This window comes from Coprococcus aceti (genome assembly GCF_025567285.1).
Lineage (GTDB): Bacteria > Bacillota > Clostridia > Lachnospirales > Lachnospiraceae > Coprococcus > Coprococcus aceti.
In genome coordinates this window covers 106,026-130,257 of sequence record NZ_JAOQJT010000006.1, presented here as the reverse complement: position 1 = coordinate 130,257, position 24,232 = coordinate 106,026, and the positions used below count along the sequence as shown (strand labels likewise).

General features: G+C 44.7%; 19 protein-coding genes. 2 read left to right on the top strand and 17 right to left on the bottom strand.

Annotation, left to right across the window (positions count from 1 at the left end):
- Positions 1–12: 12 nt before the first annotated feature.
- The 3 genes from OCV54_RS09630 to OCV54_RS09620 form a co-directional block, all read right to left on the bottom strand.
- Complete coding sequence (locus OCV54_RS09630) at positions 13–1,578, bottom strand: glutamate synthase subunit beta (protein WP_055223742.1); 1,566 nt, start codon at positions 1,576–1,578, stop codon at positions 13–15.
- Between the two features lie 2 nt (positions 1,579–1,580).
- The gene (gene gltB, locus OCV54_RS09625; RefSeq protein WP_055143913.1) at positions 1,581–6,128 is read right to left on the bottom strand and encodes a glutamate synthase large subunit; all 4,548 of its coding nucleotides are present in this window, start codon (positions 6,126–6,128) and stop codon (positions 1,581–1,583) included.
- 334 nt (positions 6,129–6,462) lie between these two features.
- Positions 6,463–8,793 (bottom strand): LCP family protein, encoded by a 2,331-nt coding sequence (locus OCV54_RS09620; protein ID WP_055223740.1) that lies wholly within the window; start codon positions 8,791–8,793, stop codon positions 6,463–6,465.
- 204 nt (positions 8,794–8,997) lie between these two features.
- Here OCV54_RS09620 and OCV54_RS09615 point away from each other — a divergent pair, with 204 nt between their 5' ends.
- Positions 8,998–9,726 (top strand): glycosyltransferase, encoded by a 729-nt coding sequence (locus OCV54_RS09615; protein WP_055223738.1) that lies wholly within the window; start codon positions 8,998–9,000, stop codon positions 9,724–9,726.
- Between the two features lie 63 nt (positions 9,727–9,789).
- On the top strand, positions 9,790–11,013 hold the full coding sequence (locus OCV54_RS09610) for a UDPGP type 1 family protein (protein WP_015533225.1): 1,224 nt from the start codon (positions 9,790–9,792) through the stop codon (positions 11,011–11,013).
- 57 nt (positions 11,014–11,070) lie between these two features.
- On the opposite strand, the gene OCV54_RS09605 is transcribed toward OCV54_RS09610, so the two are convergent.
- The 14 genes from OCV54_RS09605 to OCV54_RS09540 all read right to left on the bottom strand — a co-directional run bounded on the left by OCV54_RS09605 (position 11,071) and on the right by OCV54_RS09540 (position 24,154).
- Positions 11,071–11,283 (bottom strand): toxin-antitoxin system HicB family antitoxin, encoded by a 213-nt coding sequence (locus OCV54_RS09605; RefSeq protein WP_022217155.1) that lies wholly within the window; start codon positions 11,281–11,283, stop codon positions 11,071–11,073.
- Between the two features lie 30 nt (positions 11,284–11,313).
- The gene (locus OCV54_RS09600) at positions 11,314–12,060 is read right to left on the bottom strand and encodes a glycosyltransferase family 2 protein (RefSeq protein ID WP_055223736.1); all 747 of its coding nucleotides are present in this window, start codon (positions 12,058–12,060) and stop codon (positions 11,314–11,316) included.
- A gap of 31 nt (positions 12,061–12,091) precedes the next feature.
- Positions 12,092–13,573 carry a sugar transferase gene (locus tag OCV54_RS09595; protein ID WP_055223734.1) on the bottom strand — a complete coding sequence of 494 codons (1,482 nt, stop codon included), beginning with the start codon at positions 13,571–13,573 and terminating at the stop codon, positions 12,092–12,094.
- Positions 13,574–13,575: 2 nt separating this feature from the next.
- The gene (gene gatB / locus OCV54_RS09590) at positions 13,576–15,006 is read right to left on the bottom strand and encodes an Asp-tRNA(Asn)/Glu-tRNA(Gln) amidotransferase subunit GatB (protein ID WP_022217158.1); all 1,431 of its coding nucleotides are present in this window, start codon (positions 15,004–15,006) and stop codon (positions 13,576–13,578) included.
- A 3-nt stretch (positions 15,007–15,009) separates the two neighbouring features.
- Positions 15,010–16,473 carry an Asp-tRNA(Asn)/Glu-tRNA(Gln) amidotransferase subunit GatA gene (gene gatA / locus OCV54_RS09585; protein ID WP_172678739.1) on the bottom strand — a complete coding sequence of 488 codons (1,464 nt, stop codon included), beginning with the start codon at positions 16,471–16,473 and terminating at the stop codon, positions 15,010–15,012.
- A gap of 22 nt (positions 16,474–16,495) precedes the next feature.
- Positions 16,496–16,783 (bottom strand): Asp-tRNA(Asn)/Glu-tRNA(Gln) amidotransferase subunit GatC, encoded by a 288-nt coding sequence (gene gatC, locus OCV54_RS09580; RefSeq protein ID WP_015533226.1) that lies wholly within the window; start codon positions 16,781–16,783, stop codon positions 16,496–16,498.
- A gap of 254 nt (positions 16,784–17,037) precedes the next feature.
- Complete coding sequence (locus tag OCV54_RS09575; protein ID WP_055223732.1) at positions 17,038–18,567, bottom strand: hypothetical protein; 1,530 nt, start codon at positions 18,565–18,567, stop codon at positions 17,038–17,040.
- Between the two features lie 141 nt (positions 18,568–18,708).
- Positions 18,709–18,915 (bottom strand): GNAT family N-acetyltransferase, encoded by a 207-nt coding sequence (locus OCV54_RS09570; protein WP_055223730.1) that lies wholly within the window; start codon positions 18,913–18,915, stop codon positions 18,709–18,711.
- A 28-nt stretch (positions 18,916–18,943) separates the two neighbouring features.
- Positions 18,944–19,885 carry a zinc finger Ran-binding domain-containing protein gene (locus tag OCV54_RS09565; protein WP_242857252.1) on the bottom strand — a complete coding sequence of 314 codons (942 nt, stop codon included), beginning with the start codon at positions 19,883–19,885 and terminating at the stop codon, positions 18,944–18,946.
- 143 nt (positions 19,886–20,028) lie between these two features.
- The gene (locus tag OCV54_RS09560) at positions 20,029–20,562 is read right to left on the bottom strand and encodes a nitroreductase family protein (RefSeq protein WP_015533229.1); all 534 of its coding nucleotides are present in this window, start codon (positions 20,560–20,562) and stop codon (positions 20,029–20,031) included.
- A gap of 27 nt (positions 20,563–20,589) precedes the next feature.
- Positions 20,590–20,973: a VOC family protein gene (locus OCV54_RS09555; protein ID WP_022217162.1), complete on the bottom strand. Its 384-nt coding sequence runs from the start codon at positions 20,971–20,973 to the stop codon at positions 20,590–20,592.
- Positions 20,974–21,182: 209 nt separating this feature from the next.
- Positions 21,183–22,391 (bottom strand): NADP-dependent isocitrate dehydrogenase, encoded by a 1,209-nt coding sequence (locus OCV54_RS09550; protein WP_015533231.1) that lies wholly within the window; start codon positions 22,389–22,391, stop codon positions 21,183–21,185.
- A gap of 163 nt (positions 22,392–22,554) precedes the next feature.
- Positions 22,555–23,535, bottom strand: coding sequence for a biotin--[acetyl-CoA-carboxylase] ligase (locus OCV54_RS09545; RefSeq protein WP_022217163.1), 981 nt, complete (start codon positions 23,533–23,535; stop codon positions 22,555–22,557).
- Entirely contained in the window at positions 23,525–24,154 is a 630-nt protein-coding gene (locus OCV54_RS09540) for a hypothetical protein (RefSeq protein WP_022217164.1), read from the bottom strand. Before OCV54_RS09540 ends, OCV54_RS09545 begins: the two co-directional genes overlap by 11 nt.
- Between the last annotated feature and the right edge of the window lie 78 nt (positions 24,155–24,232).

The following is a 24,232-nucleotide window of genomic DNA, read 5'->3' as shown; positions in this document are numbered from 1 at the left end:
ATTTTGTATATCCTACTGCAAATTAGTGTATCCGAGCAGCAGCTCTTCTACTGCCATGGCGGCCTCGCGGCCTTCGCGGATGGCCCATACGACCAGTGACTGTCCTCTGTGCATGTCTCCGGCTACGAATACCTTTGGAACATTTGTTGTATATGAGTTTGGACATGGAGTCTTGACATTTGTTCTCTCGTTGAGTTCCACACCAAAGCTCTCTGCCACATATGTCTGACATCCGAGGAATCCGGCTGCGATGAGTACCACATCACAGTCAACGATATACTCGCTTCCCTCTATCTCTGTCATAGTCATTCTTCCTGTCTCAGGATCCTTCTTCCAATCGAGCTTCACACACTTGGCTGCCTTGACATTTCCGTCCTTGTCCTTAATGAATTCCTTGACTGTAGTCTCATATATTCTAGGATCATGTCCGTATACTGCTATTGCCTCCTGCTGACCGTAGTCTGTCTTGCAGATCTTCGGCCATTCTGGCCATGGATTGTCTGGTGTTCTTGTATCAGGTGCCTTTGGCATCATCTCAAGCTGTGTAACGCTGACAGCGCCCTCACGGACTGCTGTTCCCACACAGTCATTTCCTGTATCACCACCACCGATGACGAGAACATTCTTGCCTTTACAGTTCACGAACTGCTTGTCAGCAAAGCCCGAATTTACAAGGCTCATTGTCGTAGTCTTGAGGAAATCAACAGCGAAGTAGATTCCCTTTGCATCCCTTCCAGGTGCTTTTATATCTCTTGGATTGGTTGCACCACAGGCAAGCACAACTGCGTCGTATTCCTTGAGCAGATCCTCAGCCTTCACATACTTGAGGTTCTTGTTCTTAAGATAACCTGTCATCTGATCATCCTTCGGACACACAGCCTTCGCAGATGCCTTTCCGGTTGCAACCTCTGTGTTCAGTACGAACTTTATTCCTCTCTTCTTCATGACATCTATTCTTCTGTCTATGATCTGCTTCTCAAGTTTCATGTTTGGGATACCATACATGAGAAGTCCACCCGGTCTGTCACTTCTCTCATACACAGTCACATCGTGGCCTCTGCCGATCAGCTGGTCTGCCACGGCCAGTCCCGAAGGACCTGAACCTATGACTGCCACCTTCTTGCCTGAGTGAACCTTTGGCTGTTTATCATTTACAAGGTCATTTGCAAATGCATACTCTATGATGGCTCTCTCGTTCTCACGGACCGACACTGGATCACCGTTTAAGTTACAGGTACATGCCTTCTCACAGAGAGCCGGGCACACACGGCTTGTAAACTCAGGGAAACAGTTGGTCTTGCTGAGTCTTGCAAATGCCTGCTCAAGATTGTCGTTATAGAGCATATCATTCCACTCTGGGATCAGGTTGTTCAGCGGACAGCCCGATGTCATTCCGCATATGTTCATACCTGCCTGGCAGAATGGAACGCCACAGTCCATACATCTTGCAGCCTGCTTTCTCTGCTCATCACGGCTAAGCGGAGTGTGGAATTCATTGAAATTCTTGATTCTGTCCTTAGGAGCAAGCTCTGCGCTTGTCTTTCTCTCATATTCTAAAAATCCAGTTGGTTTTCCCATTCCTACTTACCTCCGTTCTTAACCTTGTAGAATGCTTCGATAGCTGCCTTCTCGCGGCTCAGGCCCTTCTCCTCAAATGCAACTATCATATTCATCATCTTCTTGTAATCCTTTGGTATGATCTTCTTGAACTTTGGAAGATATCCCTCAAAGTTCTCAAGAATCCTCTTGCCTATCTCTGAATTTGTATAATTTACATGATCCATGATGAGCTGCTTCAGCTCGCTCACCTCGTACTTGTCTGTCACAGCCTCTATGGATATCATCTCTTTGTTAAGTCTCTTGTACAGATCGTTGCCCATATCAAGTACATATGCGATACCACCGCTCATTCCGGCTGCAAAGTTCTTGCCTGTTGTTCCAAGGACTACTACTTTACCACCTGTCATGTACTCACATCCGTGATCGCCAACACCTTCAACGACCGCCGTGGCACCAGAGTTACGAACTGCAAATCTCTCGCCGGCAACACCGTTGATGAATGCCTTACCACTTGTGGCACCGTACAGTGCAACGTTTCCTATGATGATGTTATCCTCATGCTTGTACTTAACTGAACGAGGCGGATAAACTATCAGCTTACCACCTGACAGACCCTTGCCGAAGTAATCGTTGCTGTCGCCCACCAGCTCAAGTGTAAGTCCCTTTGGAATAAATGCTCCAAAGCTCTGTCCGCCGGCGCCGTTGCATTTGACGATGTATGTGTCCTCATCAAGTGACTCGCCGTACTTCTTTGTGATCTCTGAACCGAATATCGTTCCAACAGATCTGTCTGTGTTGACCACATCAAGCTCAACGCTCTTCTTCTGTCCCTTCTCAAGTGCAGGTCCAAGCTTCTTCATGAGAATTCTCATATCTACTGTCTTCTCAAGCTGGAAGTCATAGACATTCTTCTCGTGATACTTTACCTTGTTCTGTGGCATATCTATATAAGGATTGTTAATTATCTTATCAAGGATGACATTTCTCTCATCTGCTCTGTCGCTGCTCATGAGGAGATCTGAACGTCCAACCAGCTCATCGACTGTTCTGACGCCGAGCTTGCTCATGTACTCTCGAAGCTCCTCTGCTATGAACAGCATGAAGTTCTTCACGTACTCAGGCTTACCTCTGAATCTCTTTCTGAGTTCTGGGTTCTGAGTTGCTATTCCGACAGGACATGTGTCAAGGTTACATACCCTCATCATGACACAACCCATTGTTACAAGCGGTGCTGTTGCAAATCCAAATTCCTCTGCACCTAGCATTGCAGCTATCGCAACGTCACGGCCTGTCATCAGCTTACCGTCTGCCTCAAGGATGACCTTATTTCTGAGATCATTCATGATAAGTGTCTGATGTGTCTCTGCAAGTCCAAGCTCCCAAGGGAGTCCTGCGTAATGGATGGAGTTGTTAGGTGCTGCTCCTGTTCCTCCGTCATAACCTGAGATCAGGATGACCTGTGCTCCGGCCTTTGCAACACCGGCCGCTACTGTACCTACACCAGCCTCAGACACAAGCTTTACTGATATTCTCGCATCACGGTTTGCATTCTTGCAGTCGTAGATGAGCTGTGCAAGATCCTCTATCGAATAGATATCGTGATGTGGTGGTGGAGAGATAAGGCTTACACCCGGTGTTGAAAGTCTTGTCTTTGCGATCCATGGATATACCTTTCCGCCAGGGAGATGTCCGCCCTCTCCAGGCTTTGCTCCCTGTGCCATCTTGATCTGTATCTCCTTGGCACTCACAAGGTATCTCGATGTAACGCCAAATCTTCCTGATGCTACCTGCTTGATGGCTGAGCATCTATTCTTGCCATCCTTGCCGATCGTAAGTCTCTCTATCGACTCGCCGCCCTCTCCTGAATTGGACTTACCGCCCAGCTCGTTCATGGCGATGGCCATACACTCATGTGCCTCCTGTGATATACTTCCGTAGCTCATGGCACCTGTCTTGAATCTCTTGACTATCTCACTTGCTGGTTCAACCTCATCGAGTGGAACCGGCTTATCAGCAAACTTGAAGTCCATGAGACCTCTAAGGTGGAATGGCTTCTGCTCATCGTGGAGCGCTGCTGTGTACTGCTTGAACAGCTTGTAATCGCCGCGCCTTGTTGCCTCCTGAAGAAGATGTATCGTGACAGGATTGTACAGATGCTCCTCCTTGCCGCTTCTGAACTTGTGTGCACCGATGCTTGTAAGGGCAAGGTTTGTGTTAAGTCCAAGCGGATCAAATGCTGATGAGTGAAGATCATCAACTGTCTTCTCAAGCTCCTTTATACCAGAACCGCCAACACGGCTTACTGTATTTGTAAAGTATCTGTCCACAACGTCCTTTGAAAGACCGATACACTCAAATATCTGTGATCCCATGTATGACTGGATCGTTGATACACCCATCTTGGATGCGATCTTTACTATTCCGTGGCATATTGCACTGTTGTAATCATCGACAGCCGCATTGAAATCCTTGTTCAGCAGATGCGAATCTACCATCTGCTTGATCGTCTCTATTGCCAGATATGGATTGACTGCACATGCACCATATCCGAGAAGTGTTGCAAAGTGGTGAACGTTTCTTGGATCAGCACTCTCAAGGATGATCGCAACCGCAGTTCTCTTCTTAGTTCTTACCAGGTGCTTCTGCATGGCTGATACTGCAAGGAGTGATGGTATTGCAACATGGTTCTCATCCACACCTCTGTCTGAGAGGATGAGGATATTTACACCGTCCCTGTAGAGCTTGTCGGCCTCGATAAACAGTCTGTCGAGAGCCTTCTCCATGGATGTATTCTTATAATAAAGAATAGGAAGTGTCGCAACCTTAAGGCCAGGAACATTCATATTCTTGATCTTCAAAAGATCCGTATTTGTCAGTATTGGATGGTTGATCTTCAGCACATGACAGTTCTCCGGCTTCTCCTCGAGGATGTTTCCGTCCTTTCCGAGATATACCGATGTGGATGTGACAACTTCCTCTCTGATCGCATCGATAGGTGGGTTTGTAACCTGTGCAAATAACTGCTTGAAGAAGTTGAACAGTGGCTTGTGGCTGTTCGAGAGAACTGCAAGTGGTGTATCAGTACCCATGGCACTGATTGCCTCTGCACCTTTCTCTGCCATAGGATATATGGTATTCTTGAAATCCTCGTAGGTATATCCAAATGCCTTCTGAAGTCTTGCTCTCTCCTCGTCTGTATACTCCTGAACTCTGATATTTGGAATCTTCAGATCAGCGAGATGTACAAGATTGCTGTCTACCCACTCTCCGTAAGGCTTTGCCAGCGCGTATTTCTCCTTGATTTCCTCATCAGATATAAGACGTCCATTCACTGTGTCGACAAGAAGCATCTTGCCAGGTCTGAGTCGGTCTTTCTTTACGATCTTGGATGGATCTACGTCCAGAACTCCGACCTCTGATGAAAGTACAAGGTAATCATCATCTGTGATATAGTATCTCGATGGTCTCAGTCCGTTTCTATCAAGAACTGCTCCCATGAGCTCACCGTCTGTAAATAATATAGAAGCAGGACCATCCCAAGGCTCCATCATGGTTGCATAGTACTGATAGAAATCCTTCTTCTCCTGACTCATGGCTCTGTCGTTCTCCCATGGTTCAGGGATCGTGATCATGACAGCCATAGGAAGCGGTATTCCATTCAGTACGAGGAACTCAAGACAATTGTCAAGTCTTGCTGAATCCGATCCATCCGGATCAAGAACAGGCATAACCTTGTACATCTCATCCTGCATGATGGTCGACTCCATAGTCTCCTCACGGGCGATCATCTTGTCCTCATTTCCTCTTATTGTATTGATCTCACCGTTGTGGCACAGATATCTGTATGGATGAGCTCTGAGCCATGATGGTGTTGTATTCGTTGAAAATCTTGAATGAACAAGTCCTATAGCTGACTCATAGTCTGGATCCTGAAGGTCGTTGTAGAACTTTCTGAGTTCACCGACAAGGAACATTCCTTTATATACTATAGTCTTGCTGGAAAGTGATGGAACATACGTGTCATCATTGCTCTCCTCAAATATTCGTCTGACGAAGTAGAGCTTTCTGTCGAAGTCCATACCGGCCTTCACTGTCTCAGGTCTTCTGATGAATGCCTGCATGATGCATGGCATGACATCTATTGCCTTCTTGCCAAGGATTCCAGGTGTTGTAGGAACCTCTCTCCAGCAAATGAACTCCAGTCCTTCCTTCTCCACTATGACCTCAAACATTTTCATAGCCTGCTTGCGCGCCAGCTCCTTCTGTGGAAAGAAGAACATTCCTATTCCATAATCGCCTTCCTTTCCAAGGTCATATCCAAGCTCTGCTAAAGCCTTGGTGAAGAACTTATGTGATATCTGAAGGAGTATACCTACACCGTCTCCGGTCTTGCCCTCTGCGTCCTTTCCTGCTCTGTGCTCAAGATTCTCAACAATCTTGAGTGCATTGTTCACTGTGTCATGTGTCTTTATACCCTTGATATTGACAACGGCACCGATACCACAGTTATCGTGCTCAAAGCTTGGGTCGTATAATCCGGTATTCTCCGCTCTCTTATTCTCAATCATGTTCTGTTCCGTCCTTTCCATGTTTTTGTCATTCACAACGATATTTTGATTTTAACTTTTGTTTCTCAAGTAAATATTGTTATTTTTGTATTTTTCTCAAGTCATTTATCGTTTTTGATATATTACTACCATTTACACTGTTTGTAAACAACTTTTTTCAATAAATTATCTGACAGTTTTCGATTAAAAAACAATGCTCTGTAATGTATATACAATTCTTTATGTTGTAGCCTTTCTTTAAGCATCGGATGTCTCATATCTCAATGTCTCTGATGCATAAAAAAAGGAAGCCCCATATCTGAAGCTTCCTTGCTTAATTATTATGTTTAGTTTTTTATTCCTCGACGATCATTCCCTTTGGAGGAGTTGTTATCGTCCTAAGATCTCCATCCTCGTCGCTTCCGTCTGATATTCCATCACCCGGAGCCTCCGTCGTCACCTTGACCTTCTGTGACTTAACACCTGATATGCTCTCTATATTGCTGCTTATCTGCTTTACTGTGCCTGATATGACGTATTTGTCAGCACCATACAGATATTCATGTAATGCCTCCACATTGGATGCCATATCAGCAGCCACAAGGCAGTTACCCTTGTCCGAGAGTTCCTTTGCCTCATATGCAAATGGGAATCCTGCGGTATCTACAACCTTATATCCAGCCACATTCTTGACAAGAGCATGTATATCGTCCTTGTTAAGACTTGTTGATATACATTTAAATGAAACATCAACAAATGAATCAAGTGAACCTGTGTCTGCGCTGAGCAGCTTGTCTATAACCTTCATGAGGACTATTCTCTGTCTCTCGGTTCTTGTTATATCTCCCTGGCCAGTGGATCGTATTCTTGAATATGCAACTGCCTGCTGTCCATCAAGAGTATACTCTCCTGCCTCAGTTATTCCTGATGAATATTTGCCTGACAGGCTTATCTGCTCTGCAAGGTTCTTATTGAAGTTGTTCACCTCTTCATCAATGACCTTGACATCAACGCCTCCAACAGCATCGATTATACTTGCCATTGCACTGAAATCAACTGCCACATAATCTGTGATATTCAGGTCGAGATTGGTATTCAGTGTGTTGATGGCTGTAACCGCACCGCCGAGCTGGTATGCGTAATTCACCTTCTGTGTGGTATCCATGGAACCGCTTGCTATCTCCATCAGAGTATCTCTGTATACAGATACAAGCTTGATCTCCTTGGTGCTCTCATTGATGCTCACTATCATTATACTGTCACTGTTAGTTCCTGAATTCATATTCGAATCTCTGGAATCCACTCCGTAGAGTGCAATGGCACGATATCCCTTGGTCGCATCCTTGACACCGTCATTGACAAGTATCTGATCTGCACTTATCTCATTGATATCCATCTCATTGTACTTCATTCTGGCATAATTCTTGACATATATTATACATATGAGTATAAACAGTGCAAGCAGGACAAAGAACGCTATCGCCCACACTCTTGTACTGATGTTAAGCTTCTTTCTCTCCGGATTGACAACCTTTGGATCAGCCTCATCGAGAAGGTTCTCCCTGAAGAACTTTTCGCTGTCTGACTCCTCGTCCTCCTCAGGCTCTTCCTCATCATCCTCAAGCTCCACTTCATCGAAGCCCAATGCTTTGCCTATGTCTCCAAGTCCCAGATCAGCCGTATCTGATTCCGAATAACTGAGCTTATCCTCATCAATATCCTTCTCCATACGCTCAAGCTCATCCATGTCCAGCATGTCATCTGTTCTTCGGGATGATACTGTCGAATCCTCTTCCACAGGCTCTGCCTCTGCAGCTTCCTCGACCTCATCGTCAAGGACAGGCTCCGTATTCTTCTCCAGAATATCTGCCGGCTCAGTCTTCTGTTCATGCTCTTCTACTGGCTGTGTGGCAGTTTCTACAACTTCCGCATCACTCTCCTGCGGCTCAGTGATCTTGTTATCTTCCTCAACAGGCTCTTCCTTTTTCTCAGCTTCTTTCATCTGCTGGCGGCGCTCAAGCTCCTGCTGAACCTTAAGCTTTCTTGCCTCTTCGCGGGCATTCTGCTCTCTCTCGAGCTCCAGCCTCTCAACCTCAGCCTTTGCCTTTGCAACATTTCTCTGGGTGCGTTCCCACGCCTCACGTCTAAGCTCCTCATGTCTTGTCTGCACATCTGTCTCAATATTGTCAACTTCTCTGAGCAGATTGTCCACAGATGAGCTTCCTGTGCTCTGTATACTCCTGCGTGGTCTCTGGGCAGCTTTTGAAGGTCTCTGCACGGTACTCTTATTGCTCTGTGTCCTCGGTACAGTGCCCTGTGTCCTCTTCACCGGACCTCTGTCCACAGCTCTGTCTGCTACAGGCTGTCCGGTCTGTCTCTGCTTTGCCCGGGCCTCACTCTTCACTCTTCTTGCCCTGCTGTCCTCGTGATAATACTCGTCATAATTCTCTTCCGGCTTCACAGGTCTGGAAATATTCTTCTGAGTCTTCTTCTCCGGCTTCTTTTCCGGTCTCTTATCAGCCTTTCTCTCCGGCTCAGGATCACGCCTTTTTTCTTTCTTCTTTTTATCCCCGAACAACAATGATCCTATCAACCCACCATCATCAAGATAATCATCATCGTCATCCAGCCAATCCATGTCCTCATCGTACCTGGATCTCATTCCATTTTTCTTCTTATTATCCATTGGAACTCCTTTTTCAAATATCTAAAAATGTCGTTACCTCGATTTATAATACATTATATTTTTTCCTTTTACAACATGTATTATATCTTAATTAGTATAAACACCTTCATATTAACACTATTTTATTTGACACATGATGTATAAAAAAGTATACTCGTATTAATAATGTCTAAATATCAATGCTTATTTTTTAAGGAGCAGGAAATGGATACTAACAATATTACTTTGTCGGTGGTTATGCCCGCCTACAATGAAGAACAGCACATCAAAGATAATCTTCTTGAGACTAGCCGAATACTCAGCCGTTTTCTTCATCATTATGAGATAATCGCTGTGAATGACGGCAGCAAGGACTCCACAGGCAAACTTATTGCCGAGGCAGCCGAAATGGATTCTCATATTGTAGATACAGGATATGATGTCAATCAGGGAAAGGGACATGCTATCACAACCGGAATTGCCAAAGCTTCCGGCAAATATATAGCATTCCTTGATTCAGACCTTGAACTGAGTCCATCTCTTCTCAAGCCATTTATGAAGCAGATGAGGGACACCGGTTCTGACATAGTCATAGGATCAAAGCTTCACCCTGAATCCAAGCTTGATTATCCTCCTATTAGAAGAGTCATGAGCTACAGCTATTATATTATGCTCAAAATGCTGTTTCATCTTGGTATCCATGACACCCAGACCGGTATAAAGCTTTTCAAAGCAGAAGTCATAAAGCCGATTGCCGAGAACCTTTCCATATCGGGCTATGCTTTTGATATTGAAATCCTTGTGGCTGCACACAGACAGGGATATTCGATATCCGAAGCTCCTATCGTCCTGAATTACAGCAGGGACGATGCATCAGATGGAAGAAGGATCAAGGTCAAGGACATTTGGAAGGTATTCACAGACACTATTGAGATCAAGAAGAAATATCATTAATTTAGGGATTATACACGGATAGAGAAAATAAATACAAACTACACATTTATTAAGGAGATTTTTATGAATTACGAAAACGCTTACAAGCTTCTCGAAGAAAAAGGACAGCTACACTTATTAAAGTATTATGATACTCTCAGCGAGGCTGAACAGGCAGCACTCCTGAACCAGATCAGTGAAATTGATTTCTCACTTATCGATATGATCGGACACAATTCATCAGGAAGTGATTCTGATATCGCTCCCGTTGCAGCTCTCCAGATGGACAGCATTGCAGAAAAATATGATATATACAAGAACGCAGGCCTTGAAGCCATCAAAGCTGGCGATCTGGCACTGGTCCTCCTGGCAGGTGGTCAGGGCACCCGTCTTGGATTCTCCGGTCCTAAGGGAACCTTCAACGTCGGTGTCACCAAGGATATGTTTATATTCCAGCTTCTCATCGAGCACACCCTCGATATTGTGAAGATGGCAGATACCTGGATCCATTTCTTCATCATGACCAATGAGAAGAACCACGATGACACAACATCATTCTTCAAAGAGCATGACTACTTCGGTTACAATCCTGAATATGTTCATTTCTTTAAACAGGAAATGGTTCCTTCAGTGGACTTCAACGGCAAGATATATCTCGAGGAGAAGGGAAAGGTTGCCATGTCTCCTAACGGCAACGGTGGATGGTTCTCATCCCTCTGCAAGGCCGGCCACCTCGACAAGCTCACGAAATACGGAATCAAGTATATAAATGTATTCTCAGTTGACAATGTACTTCAGAGAATTGCAGACCCAGTATTCCTCGGAGCAGTTCTCACAGAGGGCTTCCTCTCCGGCGGAAAGGTTGTCAAAAAAGCATACCCTGACGAGAAGGTTGGCGTCCTGTGTACTAACCACGGAAAGCCATATATCGTCGAGTATTATGAACTCACAGATGCCATGCGTGATGAGCGCGATGCCAACGGCGATTACGCTTACAACTATGGAGTTACATTAAACTATATCTTCCCGGTTGACAGACTGATGAAGATCATGAATGAAAGTATGCCTCTCCACATCGTCAAGAAGGCTATCCCTTATGTCGGTGAGGATGGAGAGATCGTCAAGCCATCAGAGCCAAACGGCTACAAATTTGAGACACTGGCTCTCGATATGATCGCTTATATGGGAACATGTCTTCCATTTGAGGTCGACAGAGAGAAGGAATTTGCTCCTATAAAGAATGCTACAGGAAATGATTCTATAGACTCAGCCAGAGAGCTCCTCAAAAAGAACGGCTACACACTTTAATCCATGAATATATAACAAAATAACAGGTCGATGGTATATGCCATCGACCTGTTATTTTTATTCTGCCTCATTCTTCTGCTGTTTTTCTTTTTCTCTTCGGAATATCTCATCTATCGCTTCCCTGACAAGCTCTGACATAGATACCTGTCGCACCGCCGCACATTCACTGAGCTTCCGATGAGTATCTGTATCTATCCTAAGTCTCAGGATCGTATCTTTTCTCTTTTCCGTCGGCCTTCCCGGGCCTCTCTTCTTATTGCCATCCGTCATTTCTTTTCTCCGCCATATAATTTATTCCTATCAGAACAGATATTTTACAACACCATTTACCGCATAACACATGAAGTAAAAGCAGCTTCTTATAACTCCATATCCAACTTTTCTGTATACGGCAAATGTCTTTTTTGCAGACGACAGTTTTGAACCAGACTTACTGTTTCTCATCTGCCTGTATAATAGCAACGGCTCATTTATCGCAACCGAGCTTCCGTATTCCTTCAGTATCTGCAACCAGCAAATATAATCCTCATGGATATCGTCGTTGCCCATCGGATATCTGAGTGCAACCTGTCTGTCCATCACAACCGATGAACAATTGATCACATTTCCTCTGAGCAGCATCTTATAGGTGACCTTTTCAGGAACTCCGATCACTTTTCCCGTTCTGGATCCGTCTTCGTTCACAAGCTCCCTGGCCGTAGAACACAGAACCGCACCTGTCTGCTCCATAAGCTTCAACTGTTTAGCCAGTTTATCAGGCTGCCACTGATCATCCGAATCTATAAATGCAACGTATCTGCAAGTTGCAGCCGCAACCCCGCGGTTACGCGAAACTGCAACTCCCATATTTTTTTCATTTCTGATGATATTCACACGGTCATCTTCCGCGTATCCATCAAGTGCTCCTGTCAGATCATCCGTCGAACAGTCATCAACTATTATGACCTCCACAGGAATCCCCTGCTTCATAACTGAATCCACCGCAGAATAAATGGTTCTGCTGCTGTTATACGCCGGAATTATCACCGATACTTTTTCTCCAGTCATCATACACACCTACATCGATATATATCGCTTATTATTTATCTGTTTTCTGCACAGTCTTTCCGAGGTCATAGAATGCATCCTCAGACTCATCAAGCCCTTCCGGCTTCACATTTACAGGTGAAGGTATCTGTACCTTCTCGCCATCCCTGAGTGCCGTGGTCATATTTGATGCGATTCCCTCTGATGTCTCCTTCTGGAACATGATCTTTACCGTCAGGAGCATCAGCTTGAGATCAAGCCATATTGAATACTGCTCATAATAGGTAAGATCCAGCTTAACCTTATCTCTAGGGGTTGTGTTGTATTTGCCGTAAACCTGTGCATATCCCGTAAGTCCGGCCTTCATCTTGAGTCTGTAGTCAAACTCAGGGAATGTCTTTTTATAAAGCTCGGCGATCTCCGGTCTCTCAGGTCTCGGTCCGACAAGTGACATATCACCCTTGAGTACGTTGAAAAGCTGTGGCAGTTCATCAAGATGCAGCTTTCTGAGCCATTTTCCCACAGGGGTTATTCTGTCATCATCCTTCTTTGCAAGCTGTGCTCCACCTGCCTCGGAGTCCATCTTCATACTTCTGAACTTGATGATCTTGAACACCTTGCCATTCAGTGTCAGTCTGTCCTGCTTGTAGAATACCGGTCCTCTGTCATACAGCCATATCGCAAGTGCTGATATGAGCATAAATGGTGAAGCTATGACAAGCAGTATAAATCCACATATAACATCCATGATCCTCTTAATGATCATATCGTCACCGGTAAGTCCCTGATTTCGTGATAAGAGGATAGGCGTATCGAACAAATGAATAGGCTCAGCTCCTAATATGATTATGTCGGAAAGCTTTGGCACAACATACGATCTGATGGAGTGTTCAAAACAATACTTCACAAGCTCATTTCTTATATAAGCCTTTGTCTCGCAAATGATTACTCCATCGTACTGGAGTATCTTCTCCTTGATCGCCTGCTCGCCCTCGCTGACATGTATTCTGTCTTCTATTACATACTTGTCCTTACGGGCATTGATCTTGTCTATGAACTCTATCGGAGTCTTATATCCATATACCAGCAGCAGATGCCTTGGCGGATACATCTTCGCATACAAAAATCTACACGCAAATATCCAAATCAATATCACTATCGTTTCAAGCCCGGTTACCTTTAACAATGGTACCGGATTTACATAGTCACGACAGATTATACAGAGCTGCAGGTAACCAACTACATTGGCACACACGAGAGCCAGCAGCTGTGAGTAAACTATATCAAGCAGTCTGAAGAATCCGACTCTGTAACCACCATAAAGCTTGGTGAAAAGTATGATGATTATTCCATACATTCCGATAACTGCCCAGTTTCCTCTTCTCCAGAACGGAAGCGTAAGCGTTACCTCATAGTCCCGGTACCACATGAGTCCAAACAGCACCAGCTCCACAGCGATGAGTACACAGGCCTCACCCACTGTTATGAGACGTTTGTATCTGTCCCTCTTTCTAACTCTTCTGTTTTCTTCCATATTTATAGCATCTCCCTAAGCATCTTGTTGACAGATCCAGGATCTGCTTTACCCTTCATAGCTTTCATAACCTGTCCGACAAGTGCTCCGAGAGCCTTCTCCTTGCCGCCTCTGTAATCATCAACAGCCTTTGGATTGTTATCTATGGCTACCTGACACGCCTCCTTAAGTGCATTGTCATCCTGAACAGTTGCAAGTCCGTTATCCTTGACATACTTCTCAGGATCTATATTATCTGCAAATATCTTTTCGAACACTTCCTTTGCAACACCGCCATTGATAACCCTGTCATCAACAAGCTTGATGAGCTTCGCAAGATTCTCCGCTGAAAACTTCAGGTCTTCCGCATCAACACTGTTCTCCTTCATCAGTCTCATGGTCTCTCCCATGATCCAGTTGGAAACCTTCTTTGCAGGTGCTCCCAGTGCAATCGCGTCCTCAAACAGATCTGCCAGCTTCTTGGAGGCCGTGATGATGTCTATATCATAGTCAGGAATCGCATATTCCTCTTTGTATCTTATCTTCTTCTCGTCTCTGAACTCAGGCTGTGCATCCCTTACCTGCTGGAGCCACTCATCGCTGATGTGGATAGGTACAAGGTCAGGATCAGGGAAATATCTGTAATCCTGTGCATCCTCCTTGGATCTCATAGGATATGAATACTCCTTAGTATCATCCCATCTTCTTGTCTCCTGGACAACATTTTCACCAGACTCGATGAGATCGATCTGTCTCTCTCTCTCATTCTCTATGGCTCTGGCAATGGCCTTGAATGAGTTCAGGTTCTTGGTCTCTGTACGTGTGCCAAACTCCTCTGAGCCAACCTCTCTGATCGAAAGATTGACATCAGCACGCATGGATCCCTCATTCAGCTTACAGTCTGAAGCTCCGAGATACTGTATCGTCTCTCTGAGCTTTTCAAGATATGCTATTACATCCTCCGCAGATCTCATGTCAGGCTCAGATACTATCTCTATAAGAGGCACACCTGAACGGTTGAAATCCACAAGTGAGCTGTCTGTATATGGATCATGGACAAGCTTACCTGCATCCTCCTCCATATGTATCTCATGGATCCTCACATATTTCTTAACTCCGTCAACCTCTATCTCAACCTTACCGTCCCTGCATATTGGATAGTAGAGCTGTGATATCTGGTAGTTCTGTGGGTTGTCAGGATAGAAATAGTTCTTTCTGTCAAACTTACAGTTCTGTGTGATCGTACAGTTTGTTGCAAGACCAACCGCAATCGCTTTATTCACAACCTCTTTGTTAAGTACCGGAAGTGAGCCCGGCATTCCTGTACATACAGGACATGTATGTGTATTAGGAGCTCCTCCAAATGCTGTGCTACAGCCGCAGAATATCTTTGTCTTGGTCGCAAGCTCTACATGGACCTCAAGTCCGATGACTGTCTCATATGTCTTTGCCATCTCTTACAGCCCCCTTTCTGAAACCTGTGCAGGTCTCTTGTACTCTCTAGTCTGCTCAAATGCATATGCAGCTCTGATTATGGTCTTCTCGTTAAATGCATCTCCAACCATCTGCACACCTATAGGCATTCCATCCTTATCAGTTCCACATGGAAGTGATATTCCCGGAAGTCCTGCAAGATTTACAGGGACTGTGTACACATCTCCCAGATACATCTTGATAGGATCTGAGAGTGACTCTCCCATCTTCAGTGCTGTTGTAGGTGCAACAGGTCCGAGAATGATATCATACTTCTCAAACGCCTTGTCATACGCCTGTTTGATGAGAGCCTTTGCCTTGAGGGCCTTTACATAATATGCATCGTAATAACCTGAACTCAGCACAAATGAACCGAGCATGATTCTTCTCTTGACCTCAGGGCCAAATCCTTCTGAACGGCTCTTCTTGTACATGTTGTGAAGATCTGTGTACTCTGGTGTTCTGTAACCATATTTTACACCGTCGAATCTCTCAAGGTTAGAACTTGCCTCCGCCGATGCAATGATATAGTAAGCAGGAATAGCATACTCAACCATTCCAAGATCAAACTCCTCAACAATAGCTCCCTTTGCCTTCAAAGTCTCAGCTACTCCATACACGGCTTCCTTTATCTCAGGCTCAAGTCCCTCTGTGAAATAGTCTCTTGGAAGACCGATCTTAAGGCCTTTCACATCATCCACAAGTGCGCTTGTAAAATCATTGTCATCTCTGTTAACTGATGTTGAATCCTTCTTGTCATACTGTGATATGATCTCAAGGATCGTCGCACAGTCCTCTACATTCTTCGCAAGTGGTCCGATCTGGTCAAGTGATGAACCGTATGCTATAAGTCCGTATCTTGACACTCTTCCATAGGTTGGCTTGATTCCGGTAACACCGCAGAATGAAGCCGGCTGTCTGATGGATCCACCGGTATCTGAACCGAGGGCACATGGCACCTCCTCACCGGCAACTGCTGCCGCTGATCCACCTGATGAACCACCTGGAACTCTATTTGTATCCCATGGATTTCTTGTCTCACCAAAATATGATGTCTCGGTTGTACTTCCCATGGCAAACTCATCCATGTTGGTATGTCCTACTATAACCGCTCCTGCTTCCTTGAGCTTCACAACGGCCTCAGCAGTATATGTTGGAACAAAATTTGACAGAATCTTGGATGAACAGCTTGTCTGCACACCCTCCTGGCACATATTGTCCTTTATTGCTATCGGCACTCCTGCAAGAGGACCATTGAGCTCTCCCGCATCTATCTTCTTCTGCACTTCCTCCGCCTGGGCAAGTGCTCCTTCACGATCAACCGTGACAAAACTATTATAATCTTTCTCGCACGCCTCGATGCTGTCAAGACAGGCCTGTGTCGCTTCAACTACGCTCACCTGTCCATCTTTAATAGCTTTTCCCAGCTCTACAGCCGTCATACCCATTAAATTCACTTCAGCCTACCTCCTAGTCAAATGTCTTTGGCACCTTGTAGCAGCCATCCTTCTGCTCTGGCGCATTCTTCAGCATGTTCTCTCTGTCGTCTCCATTTACAACAACATCCTCACGGAACACATTGTTGTATGGGAATGTATGGCTCATAGCCTCCACACCGTCTGTATTAAGTTCATTCAGTTTGCTGACATAATCAAGCATGTCTGACATATCCTTCTTTGCCTGCTCCTTCTCCTCCGGGGAGAGCTCAAGCTTTGCAAGGATTCCAACATAATCAATTGTTTCATCAGTTATCGTCATGTTCTTGTTCTCCTATCTTTAATGAGCAAAAATAAAGAATGTGCCTTCTTATTATTCTGTGTCAAATAATGTAAACACATTCTCCCGCCATGGTATTTTGTACCACAAAATTCCTCTAAAATATATCACATCCTGGGATATTATGCAAGACTATGGGCATTTTTACCTGTATTACGCAAAACACCGCCATGTAAAACGCTGCATACATGGCGGTGCTGTAGCCCAGCTCTATGTCCTATTTCAATAGAATATGTCTACTTTCTTATTTTTTTATATATTAATATCCCTGCACTTCCCATAAGAGCCAGAATAACCACAACTGCCGTTTCTTTTACAGGCAGCCGATCACCTGTATCTGGATGTCTGCCCGGAGGCGTGTTACGTGTTGTTGTCATGGTGTTTGTTGTTCCTGTTGTACTCCATGTAGTACGTTCCGTGGTCGACTCTGTAGTTGTACCCGTCGTAGTTTCTGTTGAGGTATCCTCTGTTGTTGTTCCTGTTGTTGATTCTGTTGTCGTGTCTTCCGTTGTGGTATCTTCTGTTGTGGTATCTTCTGTTGTGGTATCTTCTGTTGTCGTGTCCTCTGTCGTCGTGTCTTCTGTTGTGGTATCTTCCGTTGTCGTATCCTTTGTCGTTGTGTCTTCCGTGGTTGTGTCTTCGGTTGTCGTGCCCTCCATTGTCGTATCTTCGGTTGTCGTATCTTCGGTCGTCGTACCCTCTGTCGTTGGCTCTTCATCCAGGAAATCATTTCCCGGTACTCTGTGGAACTCTCCTCCGTTTGAGAATACTTCACTCACCACACAACCATCCCAGTTGTGTCCGAGATTTACCGCTGCCTCTGGAGCTATCACTGTTCCAAATCCCCTGCCCGCAAATGTTATGCTTCCGCCAAATTGTCCATCTGCTGCCGAGCTGTCATAGAAGTTAAAATACATTCTGTTGTAGGCATTATAAAAATTACCATTATCGTTTGCCTTTGCATCGCTCTTGCTTCCAAGTATCAGATCGCCCAGAACAGCATCCTGGATACCTGCCAGATCAATATTCATGAGCAGCACCGTATCATCACCATAATCCGGGAACTCAAAATATATCGGATTTGTGCCCGCGGCGAGCTGACTGTAATCCATGGATACCACATGCAGTCCGCTACCATTTACTGACACACTTCTATCGTTCATATCACCTGTTATATCAACATCCACAGTACCCTCTGTGTCTGCATAAGTCCTAAGTTTCTGACTATAGTCAATAAACTTTCTCTGTATATCAGCCATATCTGCATATTTAGAATATTCACCATCCTCTGCAATCTCCGCATCGGTTCTGACATTTGCCGGACTGTCAAGCTTTGTCTCGGAGCCATCATTCATACGGATATATATTTCACCGCCATCTGCTCTCCTGACTTCCGATCCTGTATAAAGCATATCAGTTCCTGCATCCGACACACAGCCACACATCCGTTCAGCATTTTCAAAGTAGAATTCCTCATATACTCCATACGAATTTCTGAGTCCCGAGTTTGAATTTGCACTGAGTGTCCTTGTGATAAAGTTACTGTGAAGATGTGTCTGTGCATACAGTGTGTCAAAACATATCACACCAAAGTCCCCCATTAGCTCCGTTGCAGAGCTGCTTTGCAGCATATAACTGCCATCGTCCGCCTTTGCAAGTGCTCCTATAGTCCCCGCCGTCACGCAAAGCACAAAAACCATCGCCACTGCAACTGCTATGAGCTGCATAGTCTGAAAGCACATCCCATTATCATGGTTACCTCTCATTCAATGTCCGCCTTAACTATTTCGTCTCAAATACATAGTATTCAACAGACTTCCCGCATATTCGTTATAATAAAAAAATCCCCGAACAGATTCGACATAATTTTCACTATGTCTTATCCATCCGGGGATGAGCCAGGCAGGTCAGAATGGTCTCTCAGGATCAACCATATGCCTTATATTCCTATCCACATATATCGATGTCTCCACGGACCAGTCATACGCCGGTCTGTCATGAAATGGTCCCACATAAGCATATACCGCAATCTGTCCTGACAGTTCAGCCACCAGATACGGATATCTCTCAATATCTGAATTTTTATCCTTACCAGGCTTTGACTGCTTTGTCACTTTTGCCCGCCTCCGTGTTCTTAAGTCTTTACTCTATGATACTCACTATCTCCTCAGAGTCAGCCTTGACTTTATATGTCTCACCTATGTCAAGTTTGTCATATATAGACTTTTCAACTTTATATGTCTTTTCCTTATCCTTCACTTCACATGTGACTTCATATTCAACTGATTTTTTCCTTAGCCTCTCCTTGTCTGTGAGCTGGGGATCTGGGTATTCCGGTGTCTTTCCACCGCCCTCGGCGGTCTCCGTCCTGTCGTACTTCCACCGCCATATTGTATAATAATACTTCGTCCTGTATATAGGCTTATCTCTATACACCGGAACAGACCTCGTTCTCGTCACATATCCATAATCGTCCACATCATTTGCAACTTCAGAGAAGGTTCCATCTCCATTGTCCTCATAGCTGTACTCCACATGGGAACCTATCACCTCATATGAATCATAGGTCTCCTCACGCTCACCAACATATTCCTGTTCAGTATGGTGCACCTCTTGTTTCGTGGTCTTTAGCGTGGCACCCTCGGGGAGTTCCCAGTCGTCTTCATCACACAGAATATATTTCTCCACATCAACACTGGTCTTCCATGTCATATCCCTGACTGTGACTGTCCTCTTCTTTGGCATGGCTATGATCGCCGTAAGTCCGATTATAGCCGCTATCACAAGCATGCCGATCAGCACTATCTTCCATGCTCCAAATGAATGTCCTCTTTTCCGATTGCCCTGCCCGCCTTTTTGTCCGTCGGCAGCCGTTCCTGTACCTGATGCATTCCTGGCATTCCTTGCGTCCTGCTCTTTCCTGACGTCAAAATACCCCTTATCCTTCGCACCTCGTTCAGCACCGCAGCTGCTGCACCGTGTGTTAAGAGCTGAATTGTAATTGCCACAATGATCACATAACCAGTCGGCACCTTTTCCCTTTGTCTGACTCTCCTCCGCGGACAAATACCGCACTCCATCCATATAGAACTTAACTTCCTGTCCCCTCGGCTTTCCGCAGGACGGACACTCACGCTTCGTTCCTTCTATATGTTTCGTACTACAATATGGGCAGTCTCAATACCCCATTACAAGTTTTCCCATACGCAATATCCTCCCCATATATACTACAGATAACTTACCTGCGCAGCAACATCGTAATCATGTGGTGTCTTGTTGTCAGTCTTGTGTCCAACGGCAAGAGCTATCTGGAATGAATATCCCTTCGGTATTGCAAGTGCCTTGTCAAAATATGCTTTCTTCTCCCCGTGAAGTGCATCATACACGCAACCGATTATCAGATTTCCGAGCCCCATGCTCTCTGCCGCTATAGCCATATTCTGAACTGCAATTCCTGAATCCACCTTGCTCCACTTGAAGTCATCCTCAGCGCTTAAGAATATGAGCACCGGAGCCTCATAATAGAAATTGTGAGGCTGCTTATCCTGTCCGCGAAGTGCACGCTTCTCTGCATCAAGCTCTTCCAGAATTGGAGCATCACCCTTAACAACTGTAAAATGTATCTCTTTCTTATTCATACCTGTAGGTCCCTGAAGCCCAGCCTCGATGACCTTCTCAAGCTGCTCCTTCATAACCTCTTCATCACTGTATGCTCTCGCTGAGCTTCTCTTTTTTATTACCTCTAATACCTGATTATCCATTGTCTTTTACCTCCTATTCTGTCATTCCTATACCGTTATCTCTATCTGATTATCCTCTATGCAGACCACACAGCTCTCATAGTATCCATCGCCTGTCGTCCGCGGTCCACTTGTCACCTCATAGCCATCCTCCGCAAGCTGTCTGGTAAGCTCATCAACTTTTTCTTTGCTTCCCACACTGAATGCTATATGTATCAATCCGGTTCTGTTAAGTGTCTTTTCAGAATCATCCATTCCCTGCCTGTTCATTATCTCAAGCCTTGCACCATCATCAAATGTGAGAAAATATGAACGGAAGTCCGTCGTTTTATTATGATATCCCTCATTTGCTGATGCTCCCAGATATTTCTCAAAAAAATTCTTCGCAGCTTTAAGATCATTCACATACATCGCAACATGCTCAATTCTCATAAATGCAACTCCTCATTATCTTATACGCTACACTCAGATAGACAAACTACTATATGCATGCTGCTATAGGCATGCTATATAAGCTATTTTAACCCAATGCCACATTTTACACAATGGCATAAAAATATCACCTTTATCCATTTGTATGAATAAAGGTGATATCCCGTTAAAAGCAACGTCTGTAATCAGCCCGTTACACAATTTCATTCTTAGAGCATACCCTCAAGTGTCTCTCTGATAGCCTTGATAAAGTTCTCACTGTTGAGGACTGTTGGGTTCTCGAGAGTTGTGATGAGAGCCAGATCCTTTGTCATCTTGCCATCTTCTATAGTCTTGATGGTTGCAGCCTCGAGCTTGTCTGCAAAATCCTGAAGTGCCTGGATTCCATCAAGCTCTCCACGCTTTCTGAGTGCTCCTGACCATGCGAAGATAGTTGCAACTGAGTTGGTTGATGTCTCCTCACCGGCAAGGTGCTTGTAGTAATGTCTCATAACTGTTCCGTGTGCTGCCTCGTACTCATACTTTCCATCAGGGGATACGAGAACTGATGTCATCATGGCAAGTGAACCAAATGCTGATGAGATCATATCACTCATTACATCTCCATCATAATTCTTACATGCCCAGATGTAACCGCCTTCACTCTTCATAACACGGGCAACCGCATCATCTATAAGTGTGTAGAAGTACTCAATACCTGCTGCATCGAACTGCTCCTTATACTCTGCATCGAATATCTCCTGGAAGATATCCTTGAATGTATGGTCATACTTCTTTGATATGGTATCCTTTGTGGCAAACCACAATGTCTGCTTGGTATCAAGCGCATACTTGAAACAGCTTCTTGCAAAGCTCTCAATAGACTTGTCCACGTTGTGCTGTCCCTGAAGAACACCAGGGCCATCAAACTTATGTATAGTCTCCTTTATAACCTGTCCGTCATCGCCTGTGAATACAAGCTCTGCAGTTCCAGGACCTGGAACATCTATCTCTACGCTCTTGTATACATCACCATATGCATGTCTTGCGATGGTGATAGGCTTCTTCCAGTTCTTAACACATGGCTCGATTCCCTTTACTACGATAGGTGCTCTGAACACTGTACCATCAAGGATCGCTCTGATGGTTCCGTTAGGGCTCTTCCACATCTCCTTGAGATTGTACTCCTTAACTCTTGCCGCATTAGGTGTGATAGTAGCACACTTTACAGCTACGCCATACTTCTGTGTTGCGTATGCTGAGTCAAATGTTACCTTGTCATCTGTCTCATTTCTATGTACAAGTCCAAGGTCATAGTACTCTGACTTGAGATCGATAAATGGATAAATAAGCTCATCCTTTATATACTGCCAGAGAATTCTGGTCATCTCATCTCCATCCATCTCTACAAGTGGTGTGGTCATCTGAATCTTTTCCATGTTTTATGTCCTCCATCTTTGTGTTTTCTAAGTTTTGTTATATACTCACTGCCGATTATAAACTATAAGGGGCTATATTTCTAGTTTTTTTGAATTATACATACCAATTATTAATTTTCTTAAGCCCTATAACCATATTCTTGATCAGCTATTTTTTTCAGCCTTACACATATCCATATATTCCTCTCACGGATACTTCCCCGGATATTATATCGTGAACCTCGCCATCGGCATCCCTCACCAGAAGTCCTCCATCCTTTGAAAGTCCAAGCGCCGTGTACTCTGTCTTTTTATCCCCCTCTATTACATACACCTGCTTATCCCTGTTCACAAGATAACTGTTGTACTCATCAACAAGGAATCCCAGGTCCTTATTCTTTATAAATTCGTCATATAGCTTTTCAAATTCATTTGACACCTGTGCAATGAACCATGATCTGTCACAGCCCTTGCCATTTTCCAGCAGTATTGATGTGGCCTTGTCTGCTATGTCCTCAGGGAAGCTTCGGTTATACACGTTTATGCCTATTCCCACAACAACATAGCTTATGTCAGTTCCCTCGGAACTCATCTCTGTGAGGATTCCGACCATTTTTTTTCCATCAGACAACACATCATTCGGCCATTTAATCTGAGGCTTTACTCCATCCACCTTGCTGAACGCTCTGGCAAGTGCCACCGCCGACACCAGAGTTATCCTTGACACACAGGAAATATCTATGTCCGGCTTGAGCAGATACGACATGGATATTGTCGTGCCCTTATCAGAATTCCAACTGTGGCCTCTTCGTCCCTTTCCTGCAGTCTGCTCATTTGCCACGAACAGAGCTCCGTGAACACAGTCAGTTTCCCCGACTATCTTGGCACGGGTGTTCGTTGAATCCGTCTCATCATAATAGTAAAGCTTTCTGGCAAATGTTCTGGTCTCAAGATACTTTGAGATCTTCTCCTCAGACATTACATCAGGCTCACTCACCAATCTGTATCCCTTGTTGTTCACGCCCTCGATCACATAACCTTCATTCTTGAGTGCCTGTATGTTCTTCCACACCGCTGTTCTGGATACCCCCAACAGCTCACAGAGCTCCTGTCCTGACACATATCCATCACTGTTCTGCAGCTTTTCAAGTATTTTATTCTTCATCAGTTCTTACCTTCTCTCTCAGGATATCGTATACCGCCTCACATTTGCCTTTTGCTCCGGCAAATGGAACTATGTAACTCTCCCTGCCTCTGTCAAACTTAATTATATAATACTTCAATTCAGGATCAGGCTCTATCATGATATACCCTGTAATAGTCTCATACGGTATCACCTTACTGCCTCTCTTCTGAATGATCGTTACAACATCCTGACCAAACAGATATGTCATATCATATGCAGACTTTCTAAATGAAGCCTTGACCACATAAAATCCATATGCCATGGCCGCAATCGCAATAGCAGCCTTTATCATTCTGTAGTGACCTCCCATAGCCCACCACACAACTGCTATACCTGCCAGTACAAATATTATGCCAACCACCCTGTACGCTATCCTGGTGCTCTTTCTCTTGACTACCTTCTGTCTGATGATTCCATCTGCCTGAGTTTCCTGTTCTTCACGCCTTGCGCGCTCCAGCTCGTCCACGAGCTTTCCAGCCTGTCTGACAAGCACCTTCTGCCTGTAGGCTCTCGAAGTACCATTCTCTATGCTGCTTATATTTCTAATCTCTTCTCTGTGTTTTTTATTGTTCTTTTTTTTATCACTATCTCTACTCATTCCATATCCCCTGCCAGGTCATGATCACTACTGATATCATCCCGGTTCGTATCCATGCGCTTTATGCACAATTATTTT